Source organism: Mesorhizobium sp. M0802 (genome assembly GCF_040320115.1).
Taxonomy (GTDB): Bacteria; Pseudomonadota; Alphaproteobacteria; order Rhizobiales; family Rhizobiaceae; genus Mesorhizobium.
Genome location: NZ_JAMYOY010000002.1, coordinates 107,048 through 124,953, shown reverse-complemented (window position 1 = coordinate 124,953; position 17,906 = coordinate 107,048). Strand labels below are relative to the sequence as shown.

At 57.5% G+C, this 17,906-nt stretch carries 16 protein-coding genes and 1 tRNA gene; 10 read left to right on the top strand and 7 right to left on the bottom strand.

Annotated elements, in window-relative coordinates:
• Positions 1-86: 86 nt before the first annotated feature.
• Positions 87-281, bottom strand: a complete 195-nt coding sequence (locus tag NKI10_RS03850; protein ID WP_352667874.1) for a hypothetical protein — start codon at positions 279-281, stop codon at positions 87-89.
• Positions 282-431: 150 nt separating this feature from the next.
• Between NKI10_RS03850 and NKI10_RS03845 the strand changes: the two genes are divergently transcribed.
• From NKI10_RS03845 to NKI10_RS03830, 4 genes are all read left to right on the top strand, one after another.
• Positions 432-506, top strand: a tRNA-Thr gene (locus tag NKI10_RS03845).
• Positions 507-585: 79 nt separating this feature from the next.
• Positions 586-933, top strand: coding sequence for a DUF6538 domain-containing protein (locus NKI10_RS03840; protein ID WP_352858776.1), 348 nt, complete (start codon positions 586-588; stop codon positions 931-933).
• A gap of 169 nt (positions 934-1,102) precedes the next feature.
• Positions 1,103-2,329 carry a DNA cytosine methyltransferase gene (locus NKI10_RS03835; RefSeq protein ID WP_352858774.1) on the top strand — a complete coding sequence of 409 codons (1,227 nt, stop codon included), beginning with the start codon at positions 1,103-1,105 and terminating at the stop codon, positions 2,327-2,329.
• A gap of 12 nt (positions 2,330-2,341) precedes the next feature.
• Positions 2,342-2,782, top strand: coding sequence for a very short patch repair endonuclease (locus NKI10_RS03830; RefSeq protein WP_352858772.1), 441 nt, complete (start codon positions 2,342-2,344; stop codon positions 2,780-2,782).
• Positions 2,783-2,836: 54 nt separating this feature from the next.
• Here the strand turns inward: NKI10_RS03830 and NKI10_RS03825 are convergent, their stop codons facing one another.
• From NKI10_RS03825 to NKI10_RS03800, 6 genes are read right to left on the bottom strand one after another with little or no spacing between them, the layout of a single operon-like run.
• Complete coding sequence (locus NKI10_RS03825) at positions 2,837-3,658, bottom strand: hypothetical protein (protein ID WP_352858770.1); 822 nt, start codon at positions 3,656-3,658, stop codon at positions 2,837-2,839.
• Entirely contained in the window at positions 3,582-4,193 is a 612-nt protein-coding gene (locus NKI10_RS03820) for a hypothetical protein (protein WP_352858768.1), read from the bottom strand. The genes NKI10_RS03825 and NKI10_RS03820 overlap by 77 nt, the downstream gene beginning before the upstream one ends.
• Positions 4,190-5,254, bottom strand: a complete 1,065-nt coding sequence (locus NKI10_RS03815) for a BREX system ATP-binding domain-containing protein (RefSeq protein WP_352858766.1) — start codon at positions 5,252-5,254, stop codon at positions 4,190-4,192. The genes NKI10_RS03820 and NKI10_RS03815 overlap by 4 nt, the downstream gene beginning before the upstream one ends.
• The gene (locus NKI10_RS03810) at positions 5,251-6,531 is read right to left on the bottom strand and encodes a hypothetical protein (RefSeq protein WP_352858764.1); all 1,281 of its coding nucleotides are present in this window, start codon (positions 6,529-6,531) and stop codon (positions 5,251-5,253) included. Before NKI10_RS03810 ends, NKI10_RS03815 begins: the two co-directional genes overlap by 4 nt.
• Entirely contained in the window at positions 6,531-7,934 is a 1,404-nt protein-coding gene (locus NKI10_RS03805; RefSeq protein WP_352858762.1) for an ATP-binding protein, read from the bottom strand. The genes NKI10_RS03810 and NKI10_RS03805 overlap by 1 nt, the downstream gene beginning before the upstream one ends.
• A complete protein-coding gene (locus tag NKI10_RS03800) occupies positions 7,931-9,085 on the bottom strand; it encodes a P-loop NTPase family protein (protein WP_352858760.1) in 1,155 nt (384 codons plus the stop codon). The genes NKI10_RS03805 and NKI10_RS03800 overlap by 4 nt, the downstream gene beginning before the upstream one ends.
• A 1,103-nt stretch (positions 9,086-10,188) precedes the next feature.
• On the opposite strand from NKI10_RS03800, the gene NKI10_RS03795 reads away from it, so the two are divergent.
• From NKI10_RS03795 to NKI10_RS03770, 6 genes are all read left to right on the top strand, one after another.
• Positions 10,189-11,472, top strand: coding sequence for a caspase family protein (locus NKI10_RS03795; RefSeq protein WP_352858758.1), 1,284 nt, complete (start codon positions 10,189-10,191; stop codon positions 11,470-11,472).
• Positions 11,473-11,711: 239 nt separating this feature from the next.
• A complete protein-coding gene (locus NKI10_RS03790; RefSeq protein WP_352858756.1) occupies positions 11,712-14,060 on the top strand; it encodes a tetratricopeptide repeat protein in 2,349 nt (782 codons plus the stop codon).
• A gap of 180 nt (positions 14,061-14,240) precedes the next feature.
• Positions 14,241-15,635, top strand: a complete 1,395-nt coding sequence (locus NKI10_RS03785) for a multicopper oxidase family protein (RefSeq protein ID WP_023738237.1) — start codon at positions 14,241-14,243, stop codon at positions 15,633-15,635.
• 152 nt (positions 15,636-15,787) lie between these two features.
• Positions 15,788-17,101, top strand: a complete 1,314-nt coding sequence (locus tag NKI10_RS03780; protein WP_352858754.1) for an NAD(P)H-dependent oxidoreductase — start codon at positions 15,788-15,790, stop codon at positions 17,099-17,101.
• A gap of 80 nt (positions 17,102-17,181) precedes the next feature.
• Entirely contained in the window at positions 17,182-17,424 is a 243-nt protein-coding gene (locus tag NKI10_RS03775) for a type II toxin-antitoxin system VapB family antitoxin (protein WP_023669292.1), read from the top strand.
• Complete coding sequence (locus NKI10_RS03770; RefSeq protein ID WP_023738240.1) at positions 17,424-17,816, top strand: type II toxin-antitoxin system VapC family toxin; 393 nt, start codon at positions 17,424-17,426, stop codon at positions 17,814-17,816. The genes NKI10_RS03775 and NKI10_RS03770 overlap by 1 nt, the downstream gene beginning before the upstream one ends.
• Positions 17,817-17,906: the final 90 nt, after the last annotated feature.

Below are 17,906 nucleotides of genomic sequence, written 5' to 3'. Positions count from 1 at the left end.
GTCTAGACCATTGGCCGGCTTGGTTCAAGAAATAGGATTTCTGAGCCCCTTTGGCCAAGGTGACCGGCCAGTGTGGCTGATATCGGTCAGTCCTTGTGCATTTTTTCAGCAGCCGCCAGGCCTTCCGGGCGCTGGTCAGCGTCACCCGTGCGCCGCGAACGCGCTTGCGTCTTGCGCTTCATGAGATTGGCGCGCAACTGCTCGGCCAGACGGTCCTTGCGGTTAGTCCCGTCCTTTTTTGCCGGATCAGCCTTTTTCGGTGGATTTGTCTTGTCGTCCATCGTTCCGTCCCGCCCGCGACTGGCAGGGCCTGCCGTTCAAGGGATAGCTAGCATTGTGGCGCCGCCGTGTCAGCGAAACTTGTCTGGCAAAGCCGTTCACAGACGCCTTGCGCTTGCCGGTTCTATATGGCAGAAGCCCCGCCATCAGCGGCTGCGGTAGCTCAGTGGTAGAGCACTCCCTTGGTAAGGGAGAGGTCGAGAGTTCAATCCTCTCTCGCAGCACCATTCTTTTCTGTTGGAAATCAGAAAGATAGGCGTTATCAGGGATTTGGAGACACCTCGGTTCTACACAGAGGTGCTACACATGGTCCTTCCGATGCCGAGCCCACAAAAAAGCAAATCAGGCGTATATTACTTCCGCCAACGCGTCCCCGCCGATCTGAAGCGCAAGGTCGGAAGGGCTGAACTTCTCTACTCTCTCCGCACAAAAGACCCCGCCGAAGCGAAAGCGAGGTTCGCGCAGGAGGCCGCAAAGGTCGCTCTGCGCTGGAAGGCGCTAAGGGCTGGGCCAGTGCCGCTCCCCCATATCCAGCTTGTGGCCCTCGCTGGGGACCTCTATCGGCGACAAGTGGCGCTCCTCAATGCCGAACCCGGCGAAAGCGCAGTCGAGAGCTGTTCAATTCACCCGCTCAGATTTTTTTCCCGTTTTTAGCCGACTCGCCCACGGCATCGATCCCAACGCCGGCCGCCTTCGAGCGGAGAGGATCGTGCGTTGGAAAGCCATAACTAGTTGAACATATTGATAGAATCATATATGCGTGACGCCCCCGCGTAAGATTGTAGTATTTTGCTCCCGGGCTGAGCGATAAGAAGGATTCGAGATGGGCACGGTCCGTAGACTTACGAAAAACGGGGCGCCAGCGTTCCTAGCCGTAGACTTTTTTTGCGGCGCAGGAGGGACGACACGAGGACTGATCGATGCCGGCGGATATGTTATTGCAGGAATAGACAAAGATCAGCGTTGCGGAGTGACTTATTCTGAGAATAACTTTAATTCCTCGGTAGATTTCGCCAATTCGAGATTTCTGCACTATGACGTATTCCCAAAAGATACGGATTACGAGGCAGGGCAGCAGCTAGAGTTGATGGATAAGCTCGATAGCCTTATTGGCTACTACAAAGGGAAAGTGCCAAAAGTTCCCCTGCTTTTCGCCATATGTGCGCCATGCCAGCCGTTTACCTCGGTGTCACGCAAAGCACTTAGTGAAAGTCGTAAAAAGGGTCGAGAGAAGGATCGCAATCTTCTGGCTCAAGCTGCCGTTTACGTTGAACGGTACATGCCGGAAATGGTGCTGTCCGAGAACGTTGCAGGCATAAGGGACCCAAAGTATGGGGGCATCTGGGAAGATTTCCGACGTCATCTGGAAAACTTAGGTTACGCCACCGGCTCAAAGGTTGTCTGCACATCGAAGTTCGGCATACCGCAATTCCGAAAACGGTCAATTCTGGTGGCTGTACGGAAAGAGCTTGTTCGCGAAGGGTATCTCAATGATACGATCAGCGGCGAGTTAACTGTGCCTCCCTCAGATCCCGGTGCTGTAATGGTTTCGGTGGCTGAAGCCATTGGCCATATGCCGTCGATCAAGGCCGGCGAGACGCACAGGGACATTCCAAATCACCGCGCACGGACGTTAAGTGATCTCAATCTGAAGCGCATGTCTTCTGCCAAGCCGGGGCAGTCGAACGCATATCTGGCGACAACGTCTTTCGGGGATTTGACGCTGGATTGCCACCGGAAGGTTAATCAGCGTCTGAACAATAAGTGCTTCACAGACGTCTACACCCGCATGCACCCCGACCGGCCGTCTCCGACCATCACAACGAAGTGCCATTCTATTTCAAACGGCCGTTTTGGCCATTTCGATGTCTTGCAGAATCGGGGCATCTCGTTACGGGAAGCGGCGATACTGCAGTCTTTTCCCGAGGACTATGTTTTCTATCCTACTGAGCAGATCGAGCCGATCGCTAGAATGATCGGAAACGCCGTACCGCCGCGTCTTGCAAAGTTTTTTGCAGGTTATCTAATCGCAGCCTCGGCGCGACACTAAGGCCCCGTCAAAGTGGATATCTTTGATACGGAAAAGCGCAGCCAGATTATGTCCCGCATTCGCGGGAAAGACACTCGCCCAGAATTAGCTGTACGACGATATCTCCATAACCGGGGCCTACGTTATCGCCTGCATGACAAACGCCTCCCTGGAATGCCTGATATAGTCTTTTCGCCAAGGCGGGTTGCCGTTTTTGTTCATGGCTGCTTTTGGCATGGGCACGTGGATTGTCGCAGGGCAACCCTGCCGACCACCAACCAGGAATTCTGGAAGCACAAGATTCAGGCAAACGCTACAAGGGACGCAAATGCGCGTGAAGAATTAGAGAAGGCTGGATGGACGGTCCATACAGTCTGGCAGTGCGAAATCGATGCCGCGCGGCTTGAACGACTTTTCCTGAACATCTGCAATCGGCCAAGGAATCCGTCCCTTGCCCCCCTCAAGATCGATTGATGGTTTGATCTTTGATCCCCGCTTGTTCTGGCTATCATCCGTGTCGAAGTGACACTACCGTTCTCGATCCGGATAGGCGATGAAACCATTTACGATTGGTCGCCAACTCGTGTCTTCCCACACTACCGACCAACACCTCGCGCCCAGGGCAACACGAAATCCGCACTTCAGCGGAAACATGGTGTCGCTGGGCGACATAGGCGTCTCAAATTCCAACTTAATGTCAGGGGTATGTAGCTGCGAGCTATAAGACAACGTTGATCGCAAAAGTCGACATATGCTGTTTGCGAGCGGAGCGTCTAGAAAATGCATATTACCCACCTCTCCATCCCGGGCAAGAAGAGACACCGCTGCGCCCGGGTACGAGAGAACTTCGCTGCAGAACACCTCCAGCTTGTTTTTGGGTACTACCAAAATAGAGTCTTTGATCCAGGGCTCAAGGCCAGCCTGGGTGCCGGATTTTAGATGGATATAAAGTGAACCGAGTTCGTCTGTCATAACGGCAGAACGATATAGTGCGCGAGCCAAGTGCACCTCATCAACCGATGAAAACCACGCGTCCGACTGAGCAAGCCCAATCGGGCTTTCTACCGTAAATTGGCTGATTGGGAACGCGTCGATCAGGAAGGAGGTGGGTCTGATGGACCCGTCACTTAACAGAAGGCGATTCTCGGGGAGAAAGAAACCACAGAAAGCCGAGGTGCATACTACAGCAAGCTCGATCGATTCGGCTGCCAAGTTGCTAACTTCGATCCGCTGAAACGATGGATTGCCGTCCCGGGCAATTCCGATAGACTGTTTAAGCCCCGGCTCTATTGACCGGTATCCTTCGCCCGTCCACAAGAAAGAAAGCTCGCTTAGCGTGAGATGCGGCATCTCTTACCCATTTCTGGGGTTCAAACGAAAACCGATCAAGTTGGTGTACGAGACCCTTTTCAGCCAGATAGCCTGCAGCATACGATACCCAGAACCAAGCGCCCTTTTTGCCGCCGAATCGATCTTGGGCGACCACCTTTATATTACTGCTTTGGAAACGCGAAGCCCGCTCCAGCAAATCCGCCAACAGCGCGTACCATTCTTCATGCCTTTCCTGATGGACAAAAACTGAAAAGCTGTCGCCATTCTGGCTGCGACACTGATATTTCCTCACCAAATCACGATGAAGCAGCAAACCAAGCAGCGCCTGAAATATCCTATCGGGCTTGGGCGAATCAACATAGGGCAAAAGCGTCTGCCTGGCGTATGATCGGTTCGATACCAAGCCGCTTTTTAGGGTATCGGACAGAACCTCCGCGAGATGTTCTATTGCTCCTTCAGGTGGCTCACCGTCGGTTGTGTAGAAGCGAAAACCGCCTACCCACGCACTATCGCAATCTTCTTCCGGTCTTGATGTAAGCAAACGAGCGATCATCCCGATGCCTCCCAATTTAATGCGCCTAGAGAGGCGCCAACATCGATCTTTTTCAGTTCTTTCAGCTGACTGGGATCCGCATCCACCACGTCATCATAAAGCCAAGACATGGCGTGAATAATGTTTCGTGGTGTGAGCCGAACGTCAGGCCGCTTATCGAGGTATGAGATCATATCCAATAGGAGCGTCTTACCGTACGGGCTATAATCGTCGCCGTTGTATCCGCTCGGCCGGAACTGCCTCATCCTTTCGACGCAGAAGATGGCAGCCTCCTCCGCTTCAAGTTCAGGAAGGGTCACCGACGGCTTAGGGCCGATCAAAGTTCTGATTTCTCCGGGCACAAGTGATAACGCCGTCTGCTCCAATGCGGATGTTAGCGCGAACACCACGCCTAGTCCTTTCGGGCAAGAGTTGAAAAGAGTTCTAATCGTGGACGTTATGGAAGTCCGCTGACGTTGCGGGATGGCGGTAATTCGCTGATACTCATCGATAAGAATGACTAGCTTCCCCCCAAGGGTTGAAAGCATCTGTGTGACAGCGGCCAAGACGGCAACGGCATCGGCGTCGGCCTCGATACGGCGTTGTATGTTTGTCGCTTGACGCAGCAATCGCAAATCCGGCTTCTGACCTGCTAGCCAATCAAGAGCGAGGCTGGCATTTAAGGTGTCGTCATTTGCTATGAAATGGAAGGCTCGGCGCAGGTCCGAAGGAAGGGCAACGGCGCTATCTTGTGCAAGCCTAGCAATCCTCCTCCAATCGATGGCACTGGACAGCTGACGGTACAAATCCAAGAATGAACGTGTACTCTCGCTAAGCTCAACAAAAGCACAGAGAGCACGTTCATTCCTCTGCTGCACGCTATGCTCGATATATCGCAGCGTGTGCGTCTTGCCGGAGCCGAAACTGGCCCAAAGGATATCGATCGACGAATCGCTACGCGTGGAAAGATGTTGAGAAAGCCTATCAATGCGCTCCAATGTCGATTTGCGTCCCGCCCAATGTTTTGCGGTCTCCAGTGACGGGACCAACGAAAACGCTTCCTCGCGAATGTAAGCGCTCATGATCCAACGAGTCCCCGTCGATTTATCGATACATATTCAGCTCTCGGGCCGTAGGACCCCCTGGCGAGACGGAAAATTTCCGGGCGTTCGACAGCGGCATTTTCTATGGCGCTTCGCACTGTGCCGAATGTTGTAGGGGACCCTGCTGCGCAGCGTAGCGCGGCAATAGATAAGCACAGCGGGTCTATTGGAACTAAGCCTATACTGACGCCGAGACTGTCAACCGTGATCGTCACATCCTTGACAACTTCATCAACGGACAGATCGACATACTTATCTATTCCAAATGTAGCAAACACCAACTGTTCGGCAATCCAAGCGTCGGGGTCAGACGCACCTTCAAAAGTCCGAGAGACTGACTCTCCCCGAGGGGAGATAAAATATTTGTACTCGTGTTTGAATTCGTTTTCTCCTTTTCGCTTCGTCAATAGTCCCAAATCAACAAGAATCTCGAGCCTAGATGACACGCGATGCCATGCGGTCGAGGCGCTCCCGTTGTTCCTGGAGGTGCCCTTATAAACATCTCTCCACATGTGAGTTAAGTTCTGCCGCTCGCGTCCAGGTAAATTGTCAAGAGATGAGTCCTCGTAAATTTCACCAAGAATTTCAAGATATAGATCAGTCCCAGACTTCTTATCAACGGCAGCCTTACGCGCCACTCCTGCAATAAGTCGTGTCAAGACGTCAAAGTCACTCTTGAACACCAGATACGCGTAAACAATCTTCTCGTAAGAAAGGATGTAGGGGTTTTCGCGCTGTCCGTATCGCCGATGTAGCCATAGCGCAGCGCGGCCTTCGGCTGAGAGATTCGCGCTGGAATTAATCAAGCCAAGTAAGTTAGCCCAGTCCAAGATGTGAGAAATTGGCGTCTTAGACCCGGACCTCACCGTAGTGCTAATAGCGCCGGTCTTCGATAGGACCTCAGGCGACGCAAAACACTTATCCTGCCAATCAACGACAAAGTCACCGTGACCGGACGAGGATCTCAGATATGGAGGTGAACCGAGCGTAACGCAAAAGCTGTCATATTTCCGATGGACATCTTCAGTGCGTGGGGAATCCATATCGCACTTATGGGCCAGATTCTTTGCAAGCAGATACCGGGCAAGATCGACATCCTCCTCCGACGCAGAAACTGCCGCCGTGAGCAGCTCTTGGAACCGACGCTCCGTCCTGTGAGAAGAAGTAGACTCGTCGGCGGCTATCAAAAGGGCCGTCAAATGCCCAAGACGCTGCATAAACTCGTCGAGCCCGTCTATTGCGCGGCCGAAAAGCATCAAGCTTCGTACCCACCATGCGCCGTTACACGCGGCCTTACCTTGACGACGCAGCATCGAGGTAAATTCGGTGCATTGCCGGATGAAAAAATAGCAGTGCCGGGTGACAGCTGTCGTATGAGTGCAGATACCGAGGCTGGTTCGCCATTGATTTTCAAGCTGCTCGGTAGCGGCGACCGTATCATTTCTTGAGCTATTTGCGCGTCGCGGGGTGCTGTAAGCTGGTGCACTAAAAGCGTTTCAACTTGTGACATAAGTTTGGGATCAATTGCGCTGGGCTGTTGAGTGGCGATACAAAGCGAAAGACCATAGTTGCGGCCCTCCTTTGCAAACTTAATCAACGATTCTCGGACGGCGGGAGGAGCATCGCTGCTCGCGAGCACATGCGCCTCATCCATCAAGACCCAGGTTCTCGGTATGCTGCCATTGACAACGTTCTGCAGCTTGTTTTTTTCTTCGACCGACAAATTTGCCTGAAGGTCGAGCCGCTTCTGTGCGTGCGATGCATCACGCCTCTCCCGCATTATCCTTCGGGTCAGCACCGCGACTACGACATTCTTTAGCCCGTCAGGTACCCTGGCGAGCATGAGTACGCTTGTGCGGAATGGCCTCAGTATTGCGCTAAGCGGCGTGGATGTTCCTTGGAACAACGGCAACACGCTGAAAGTCAGCAGCCGCTGTCTGACGCTCCTAGCCGTCCCGTCTTGGAAGTTTGCCAGAAGCGTGTTGTTGTTCTCGCAGCAAGCCAGAAGGTCGGAAATCGAGTAGTCACTTTTTGGAGGGTGGGTGGTGCCGCTAGCGTCGGCGTATCCTGTTATGCTGACCGAATGTATAAGCTCGTGGATGAGCATCCCCCGTGGCTCTGTGTAGATATCAATTCCGAAAAGTGCCCCCCAATCGTCTAAGCCCATGTCGGATGCTGAAATTACGAGCGAACCAACGCCAGCAGGGTCAGTAGAGGGGTTCTCAAAACCAGCGGGAATCCACAGATCAACAGACAAGTCGATTGGTGTGTAGCCCGCTTGCTTCATAATTGCATGCTGCTTTACAAGTTCTGGCGGACCCGTGGGTGCAAGAGCGATAGTGGAGGTCCAAAAGATATCCATGATGTCCAGCACGAGCGCCGCGCGGGGGGTGACTTTGGTGGATAGGGCGGTCTCTCCTTTCGCCGCAGCTAAACCTTCCAATACCACACCTAGAGTGAAAGACTTTCCGGTCCCTCGCTTTCCAAAAATCGCGACAACCTGCTCCCCCGAGATATCCACGTAGAGCCGCCTTCGGCGCCCGCTTTCGGCGAGTTCTCCTAACAGCAAGGTATCCCGGGCACGGGCGGCCGGATCGCCAGCCACAACCCTTGCGTCTTTTGATAGTTCCGGTTCGAGCTCGTAGCTCACCACGGTCAAAGCCCCGCCTTGTCGAGCGAGTCCATATCGATTACCCGCTTATCGCCCTTGAAGGCAATGAACGCCGCTGCATCGAGCTTCTTGCAAATATCCCGCGGTTTGGAATCCTGCTGGGTACGATTGAAATAGTCAACGAACGCAGCCTTTGCGCTCGGCTCGAATGGATAGGACGATTGATCATAAACTCCGGACGGGATCGTGCCCGAGCTAACCGCTTCAGAAATCCTATTCCAATCCAGGAAATCCGCAAAAAGACGTTGCAAGAAGCTAGTCACATCGGCGGGTGCCAACGGGTTCAGCTCGATATAGTTATCTTTCCCCAGCCGGTTTTCAATCTGCGCGTCAACAAGGAAGGGGGGAATGCCCTTTCGGCCTTTTGAGCTGATCGTATAGATAAAGCCAAAGTGGACATTTTGATCGTCAAATATCATTCGGTTTGTGGAGAGCCAATGAGAGTTTGTCGGGTCGTCTCCTTCCACCGCTTCAAGTTTCGCTGCTTCATCCGCTATCAGAATAAGCTGCTTTTCATCAACCTTCTTATATAATTCACCAAGACTCACCAAAACTCCATAGAAATCTTCGCTTTCAGACAACGTTCCGGTCATCCCCAAAGACAGCGAACCTTTCACATCCTGCGCTTTCAGAAAATTGAAAGCTTGCTGAACGGCTTCCGGCGGTGTGTCACCGGGTGCGACCATTAAGAAGCTATTGAACACGTCACAAATCGGCTTTGGAACGCCACATTCGGCCAGTCCTTTGGCAACTTGCACGCCAGTTTTTTGCCTATATTCGTGGACCAGACGTATAATTTCCCGAATGCCGATTTGATCCAGAAACCGGCGAATCAAGATATCGAACCGAGATTTCTTTGTAACGTCTCCGACCTCAACCAGATATGTTTTGGTTGGGTAAAGGGCGGCATTCTGTTCCATCCACCAGGCGAGGTGATGAATAGTATGAGTTTTGCCGACGCCCCAATCGCCATACAGGATCATTTTTACCGGAATTTTGAGTGCAAATGATCGCTCAATAATTTCCTGAATTTGCTTCTGGATGTCGAGGTGGCATAGAAATAGATTGCGATCGCGGGTCACGCTTGGCATGAAATTATTGCGATGGGGATTTAGAAAGAACCAGTCGCTGACGGTCATAGCACTTCCTCAAGATGTGAACAGTTTTGCGGTTGAAAGTTCCGTTAGGTCTTGCGAGTATCGGATGAGACCCTTGATTATCTCTAGCTCGGGCGTCTCTGTGAATTCATTTGTAGAGCGAAATTCGATTGCAAGCTCCAAGTTGGTATCGTTCGCTCTAGGTGTGAGATTGGGTGAGCCCAAGAGCGCGAGGCGAAAACCGTCGCACTGCATAATATAGAGTTTTGTATGGAGATCTTTTATAGTGAGTACGGTTGTTCCTCTACGTTCTGCAAGCCCCCTAACGGCATTGAGATGCCACGCTTCCGTGGGTGGACGAGTGACGATGGTGCACGTCGCGTTTCTTCGGTCGGCCAGGAGCGCACCAAGCGCCCCGACAGCGTCGTACCGAGATGCCGAGCTTGCAATCCATGGGGAGACAATGTGCAGCTGCTGAATACGCATCTTATAGGCAATTGCATTATCTACAAAATATCTGACAATATTCTCCTTAACCAACTTTACGGCGTCCCCCATTCCAAAGCCCCAGCAGTTTGCGCCGCCGTCACGCTACAGTTGTCGGGCCGGCAAATCCAGACTGTTACCTATAGGAGGTGATGATCGCGCCGGCTACATGCCGAAGGGCTGGTCAGTTGCACACCGAGGTTATACACAGGGCTTGCAAGGGGCGCCGAAAAAGGTAATCAATTCAACACAAATGGTTTCGACTGGCCGAGTTCAATCCTCTCTCGCAGCACCAGTTCATTCCTTTGATTTTAAAAAGATGCAGTCGCGAAGTCGGGGTCTCGTTGCGGACCAAAAAAGCCGGCTGACGCAAAAGTGCCAATCCCGCCATCCAACCGTGGCCCCCCTCGCCCGGAAACATTGAGAGAAAGAGGCTCTACGGGCCGGACGACTGCTCAACAAGTCCGGACCTGTCAACTCATGAACAGGCCGGACTGGCCGTATCCGGCATGCTGAACACTACCGCGCGCACGCTGGAAGCCAGCCGCCTCGTACGCATATCCACGACAAGAACACAGCTCGCCCAAGGACTTGCCATCGGCCGGCCATCATGATGCCATCTCGCTTGCGGAAGATAGCGTCGGGATTTGGGGTAGAGAATGCTCTTCGGGCGAACGGCAGGTGCGACAGGGCGCATGTGCGCGGCAATTGCTGCGGCACTGGCGCTGTGCCTATGCGCGTTTGGCCCCGCTTTGGCTGAAGAGCCGAAGGCGCTGAAAGGCGTCGCGCTCATCATCGGTCAGTCCGACTACCAGCATGTCGGCAAACTGCCCAATCCGGAAAACGACGCCCGCGCCATCGAGGAGATGTTCGACAGGCTCGGCTTCGAGACCAATGTCGCCACCAACCGCGACGCGCGCAAATTGCGGCGCGATCTCGAAGGCTTTGTCGGCGATGCCGAGGGCGCCGATGTCGCCATCATCTACTATTCCGGCCACGGCATCGAAGCCGGCGGCGAGAATTATCTGGTCCCTGTCGATGCCGATATCTCGGCGCTCGACAATGCCGGCGAAAAGCTGGTGCCGCTGTCGTCCATCGTCGCCGAACTGAAGGCCAAGGTGCCGGTCACCATCGTTCTGCTGGACGCCTGCCGCAACGATCCGTTCCCGCCGGGCACGCTCCTGAAGCTGGCGCCGGGCGACGAAGGCAAGCCGATCGGCGCCGGCGGTCTCGGCGAAACGCGCGGCGTGGTTTCCCTGAAGGGCGGCGCCGACGCCAAGGGCTCGGTCGACGGCAGCCTCGGCCAGGTCATCGCCTTTGCCGCCGAGCCCGGCAAGGTTGCGCTGGACGGTCCGGCCGACGGCAACAGCCCCTATGCGGCAGCGATCCTGCGCCACATCGACACGATGGGCGGCGAGGAATTCGGCACCGTTTTGCGCATGATCGGCGAGGAGGTCTATCTCAAGACCAATGGCCAGCAGCGGCCCTGGGTCAATGAGAGCCTGCGCCGGCTGCTCTATTTCGGTACCCCCGCCGAGGCGCCGAAAGGCGACGAGGGGGAAATCCTAAGGGAGCGGCGCCAGCTCCTGCTGACCATCTCGACGCTACCCGATCCGGAGCGCCGCCAGATCGAAACCATAGCGCGTGACGGCAAGGTGCCGATGGATGGGCTCTACGCCATGCTGAAGGCGCTCGGGGTCGACATACCCAAGGATCCGGCTGAGCTCGACAAGCTGCTGCGTGGCCAGACAGAACGGCTGAAACACGTGTTGGCTGAACGCGAGACTTTGAAAAACCCGGACCCCGAAATTGCCAGGCATCGAAACTCGCCCAACAGGCGGTTCAGGAAGGCGCGCTCGAAGCGGCGCAGAAATTCAACGAGCAGGCCAAGGCCCGCATCGGCGAACTTTCGTCTACGGTCGACCAGGCCGAGGCCGAGCTGAAGGCAAAGCGGCTGGAATTCGCAAAGGTCTTCGCCAGCAGTGCCAGGACTTATGAAATCTCCTTCAACTTCAAGGAGGCTGCGCAGGATTACGCCAAGGCCTTCGAGCAGGCTGCCAAATGGAGCGACGAAGACGCGTTCTACTACAAGGCGGCAGAGGCCAACGCTCTGTCGGAACAAGGGGACTTCTCCGGCGACAATGCGTATCTCGCCCAGGCCCTGACAGCCTATGAACAGGCATTGACCTATGTCACCCGCGAAAAGTTGCCGCTGCTTTGGGCGGCCACCCAGAACAATATGGGCGCCACGCTTGCTACGTTGGGCGAACGGGAAGCAGGCCGCGAAAACCTCGACAAGGCAGCTGCCGCCTATGAGCAGGCGCTGACCGTCTATACGCATGACTCCTACCCTGACGACTGGGCATCGACCTATGGCAATCTGGGCACGGTCTACTGGCGGCTCGGCCAGCGCGAGAACGGGACGGCACTGCTTGAGCGGGCAGTCGCGGCCTTCCGCTCGGCGCTCGAGGTACAGTCGTCGAAAAAACTGCCGCTGGAATGGGCGGCGACGCAGAACAATCTCGGCATCGTGCTGTCCGAGATCGGCGAACGCCAGACCACATCGGACAGTTTTCGCGCCGCAATCGAAGCGCATCGTGCGGCGCTGACCGAATACAGCAGGGAGCGCGTACCGCTCGACTGGGCGCTGAGCCAGGTCAATCTGGGGGCAGCGCTCTACCGCCTCGGTGAGCGCGAAAAGGATATCGCGACCATGCAGCAGGCGGTTGCTGCCTATCAGGCGGCGACCGGCGAAATGACCAGGGAACGCGCGCCGGCGCAATGGGCGACAATCCAGAATAATCTGAGCACGGCCCTGGAATCGATCGGAACCATTAACGGCGATGTCGCCACGCTTGAGCAGGCGCGCGACGCCGCCCTTGCATCGCTTACGGTTTGGACGCGCGAGCACGCCGCGGCGAGCTGGGCCAACGGCCAGCTGACGCTCGGCAACGCCTTGCAGCGCCTCGGCGCCAAGCAGAAGAACAAGGAACTGCTGCTGCAGGCAGCCACCGCGTACCAGGCCGCTCTGTCCGAATATCCGCGTGAGAAACTGCCGCTCGACTGGGCTTCGCTGCAGCAGAACCTGGGATCGGTCAACGACACGCTCGGCGATCTCGATACGGGAACCGATTACTACATTCAGGCGGTGACCGCGTATCGTCAGGCATGGGAGGTCTATACCGCAACCGCCGCGCCGCGCGAGTTCGCTTCGATCGGCTACAGCCTTGCAGGCACGCTGTCGAACTGGGGCGAACGCGCGGGGGACATCTCGATCCTGCGGCAGGCGATCGATGTCTACGGTCAGGTGCTCAGGGTTCGCACCCGCGACAAGGACCCAGCCAATTGGGCCAAGACGGAATTCCGCCTCGGCTGCGCATTGATGATGTCAGGCAAGCTGGCCTCTGACGATCTACTGCTGCAGCAATCGGTCGACGCGCTGCGGGCGGCGCTCGACGGGCAGACGAAAGGCGGTGATGTCACGGAGATCGGCCAGACGCGCCGCGTGCTCGGCCAGACCCTGTCGATCCTGGGCGACAATACATCCAACCTGGACTTGCTGGCGCAAGCAGCCGACATGCTGGAAGCCGCGCTCCCCGCCTACTCCAAGGACGCCGACCCGGAGGAGTGGGCCAATATCAATTACGACCTCGGCTTTGCCCTCTACAGCCAGGGCCGGATTGGTGGCGACGCCACGTTCTACGCCAAGGCCGTGGAGAGCTTCGAGAGGGCAGCGCGGATCTACGACGGTTTTCCCGACCGCATGCAATGGGCGCGCACCAAGGGCGATATCGGCAATGCCTTGCTGATGGCCGCGGACGGCAAGGACGTCGAGTTGCTCACCCTCGCGATTGCCGCCTATGACGCAGCGCTCAGCGTGGTAACGCGCGAGAATGCGCTGGCTGTCTGGGAGAACAATCAGAACAATCTCGCCGGCGGGCTGTCGAGTCTTGGTTACTGGGCGAACGATGTCGGCAAGCTGAAACGAGCCGCTCAGATCTACCGCGACCTCGCCACGGTGCGAACGATCGCCCGCGATCCCGATCTCTGGATCACCAACCAGACCAGTCTCGCGCAGACGCTGAGCATGATCGCGGCCCGCGAGCCTTCGGCTGAATTGTACGAGGAGGCGATTGTCGTCAACCGGGCGCTTGCCGAGCAGCTCGGTCGCGAGCGCGATCCCGAACGTTGGGCCAATGCGCGCAACGAGATGGGCTATGCCTTGACCATGGCCGGCCGCGCCGAAAACAATGTCGCGCATTTCGAGGAGGCGGTGTTGGTCCTGCGCGAGGCGATCGTGGTGCAAAAGAAGATCAATTCGGTGCCGGCTGTCGCCTTCACGCAGGACAGCCTGTGCGACGTGCTGGTCGATCTGGGCGCCGCCCACAAGGACAAGGCGATGGCACAGGAAGCGATCGCCGCATGCCAGGACGCGCTCGTCATCTTCCGTGACAAGAAGATGGACGATCTCGCCGCCGGTTCCGAAAAGAACCTCGCCGAGGCACAGGCGTTGCTGGCCGAGTTGCATTAATCCGAGCCCGCGCTCCCGGATGCGGGCGAATGGTGGGCACGCCAGCGTTCACGCTGTTGTGCAAGGATGTCACCGGCTCGCCATGGCGTGACAGAGATGCGATGTGGCAGTATCGGCTTGTGCGCCGGTCGCCCCCCGTCATTCAGGGCGGCAGGTAATCATATTCCGTTGGAGCGCCAGATGACCTTACTCACCCGCCGCAGGCTTTTGAAAACGGCTGCGGTTGCCGGCGCTGGTGGGATCGGCCTTGCAGCGATGGCCAGGCTTGGTGGCTGGGCCGCGGCCGCACCGGAGCCGGTGGTGCTCAAGACGGCAAAGATCCAGGCCAGGTTCATGGATATCGGCCAGACCCGCGATGTGCTGACTTATGGAGAGGCCGGAATGCCGCCGGTGCTCAGGATGAAAAAGGGCGAGCCCTTTGCCGCGCGTCTCGTCAACGCCATCGACGACCCCACGACCATCCATTGGCACGGCATTCGCGTTCCAAACAAGATGGACGGTGTTCCCTTCCTGGTTCAGCCCTACGTCTACACCGGCGATCATTTCGACTACGCCTTCACCCCGCCCGACGCCGGCACGTTCTGGTATCACCCGCATTGCAACACGCTGGAGCAGATGGGCCACGGCCTGACCGGCGTGATCGTGGTCGAAAACCCGGGCGATCCGAAATTCGATGCGGAGGCAATCGTCAATCTGCGCGACTGGCGCCTCGGCGACGACGCGCAGTTCATCCAGCAATTCCGGCCGCGCGATGCCGCAAAAACCGGAACCTATGGCACGGTGCGCACCGCCAACTGGCTCGACCAGCCGCAATTCGACGCGCCGGCCGGCGGGTTGGTGCGGCTGCGGGTCGCCATCACCGATGTCACCCGCATCTACGCCTTTCGCGTCGAGCGTGGGGAGGCCGCGGTCATCGCGCTGGACGGCAATCCGGTGCCGCAGCGTTTTGCGCCCGATGCTTTGCTGCTCGGACCGGGGCAGCGCATGGAGCTCGCCATCCGCATGCCTGACCAGGAGGGCGCGATCGTCAGCCTGGGCGACATCAGAGGCACCAAACCCAAGGTCCTCGCCACCTTGCGCGCCACCGGCAGCTCGCTCAAGCGCGATTTGCGCGACCTCGCACCGCTGGAAGCCAACCCGGTGCCGGAGGTGGATCTCGCCAGCGCGAAACACATCGCGCTCTCGCTCAGCGCCACGGCGGAAAACGTGCCGAGCGACAGCATATGCGGCACGCTAGGCTACTCCTTCTGGGCCATCAACAAGGTACCGTGGCCGGGCGACACGCCGGACCCGACCGCGCCTTTGGCCGAGCTGAAGCTCGGCAAAAGCTATGTCATCGACATGGAGAATTTGACGCCGCAATCGCATCCGATGCATCTGCACGGCATGAGCTTCAAGGTGCTGTCGTCGTCGACACGCCAGGTTCAGCCGGTCATCTCCGACACCTATCTCATGCAGCCCAACGAGAAGGTTCAGCTCGGTTTCGTCGCGGACAATCCCGGCGACTGGCTGCTGCACTGCCACATCATCGAACATCAGAAAACCGGCATGACGAGCTATATCAGGGTGGTTTGACGCCGAGGCGGGTCAATCAGCCTCTACTGGGGTTGGCCTCACCTGCCGGGCCTGTTGCCGGAGAAATTGCCGCCGTCCGCTGGTTTCGTTGGCAAAGCGGGGCCGTTCCCTGCTATTCCCGCCTGCAATCAAGAAGCCGTGGACACGCTTGCATGACCAATGTCGCCCTGACCGGACTGGCCCGCGATCTCGCCAGGCGCGCCGCCGAGGGCCGCCCGGTGCGCATCGGCGTCATCGGCTCCGGCGAAATGGGCACCGACCTGGTCACGCAAGGCATGCTGATGCCCGGTATCGAGATCTGCGCCATCTCGACGCGGCGTCCGCACACGGCGCGCGACGCCATCCGCATCGCCTATGGCGACGAGGCGATGGCGGTCGAGGCCGACATGGGTTCGAAAGTCACCGCGGCGATCGAGGCCGGGAAAATCGCCATCACCTCGAACGAGATGCTGGTCACCAATCCGCTGATCGACGTCGTGATCGACGCCACCGGCAAGCCTGGTGTCGCCGCCGATTTCGACTTGAAGGCGATGGAGCACGGCAAGCACCTGGTGATGATGAATGTCGAGGCCGACGTCACGATCGGCTGCTACCTCAAGCAGCAGGCAGACCGGCTCGGCGTCGTCTATTCGGTCGGCGCCGGCGACGAGCCCTCGAGCTGCATGGAGCTGATCGAGTTTGCCTCCGCGCTCGGCTACACCATCGTCTCGGCTGGCAAGGGCAAGAACAACCCGCTCAACCACGATGCCGTTCCGGATGACTATCGCGAGGAAGCCCTTCGCCGCAACATGAACCCGCGCATGCTGGTCGAGTTCGTCGACGGCTCGAAAACCATGGTCGAGATGTGCGCCATCGCCAACGCCACCGGGCTGGTGCCCGATGTGCCGGGCATGCACGGGCCCAAGGCCGACCGCGACCAGCTGGCCAAGGTGCTGATACCGCGCGCCGATGGCGGCATCCTGTCGAAGAAGGGTGTTGTCGACTACACGATCGGCAAGGGTGTGGCGCCGGGCGTCTTCGTCATCGTCGAGGCGACGCATCCGCGCATCGTCGAGCGCATGGACGATCTGCATATCGGCCACGGCCCCTATTACAGCTTCTTCCGGCCCTACCATCTGACCTCGCTGGAAGTGCCGCTGACGGCAGCGCGTATCATGCTCTACGGCCGCCCCGACATGGTGCCGCTGCCGAATCCGGTGGCCGAGGTCTGCGCGGTCGCCAAGCGCGATCTCGCCACGGGCGAGACCTTCGATGCCATCGGCGAGACTTGCTACCGCTCCTGGACCATGACCGTCGAAGAGGCGCGCGCCAATCTGGCAGTGCCGGTCGGCCTGCTCGAAGGCGGCAAGGTGCTGAAGCCGGTCAGGAAGGGCGAGCTCATCACCACCGACAACGCCACACCCGACCGCACGACCAGGCTGTTCGCTTTGCGCAAGCTGCAGGATGAGATGCTGTACGGGAGCTGAGATTGGATGACAGGCCAGTCGGGCTGGCCTTGTCATGACAACTCCCTATGTTGTAGTGGCACCGAACGGAGGCTTCCAGGATGAATCTCCAGATCAGAGACCCGCGCGCCCGTGACCTCGCCCGGCAGCTTGCCGAAAAGCGAAAGATTTCAATGACCGAGGCGGTGATCGAGGCGCTCGAATCCGAGCTTCAGCGCGAACGTGAACGAGTTCCGCTGGCTGAGCGGCTGGCCGCCATATCGAACGATCTGAAGGCCAAGGCGGGAAGCGGCGGCAGGGATTTGACTAAGGATGAGATCGACGAGATGTGGGGACATTCCTGATGTTCATCGACACCTCGGTGGTTATCGCTGTCCTCGCCGGAGAGGAAGACGCCGCCGATTGGAGCCGCCGGATCGGGCAGGCCTCGATACGGATAACATCTCCGCTGGTCGTGCTCGAAGCGGCGATGCGGCTTTCATCGAAGTTGGTGGTGGAGCCGCTCTTCGCCGAAAAGGCGATAGAGGACTTCCTGCGTGAGGCCGAGATCGAGGTGGTTCCGATCGAAATCGGTGATGCCAAGCTCGCGATCCAGGCTTTTTCGAACTATGGCAAACGTCGCGGCCACCCGGCTCAGCTCAATCTCGCTGACTGCCTGTCATATGCCTCGGCAAAAAGCTGTGGGATGCCCTTACTCTACAAAGGGAAAGACTTTTCCCACACCGATCTGGCCTGATCCTACTCCCCCAGTTCCACGATTCGGCCAGCAGCTTCGTCAGCCGCTCCCGCCCAGCAGGCCAAATGCTGCCGCGCTCGCGCCATGGGC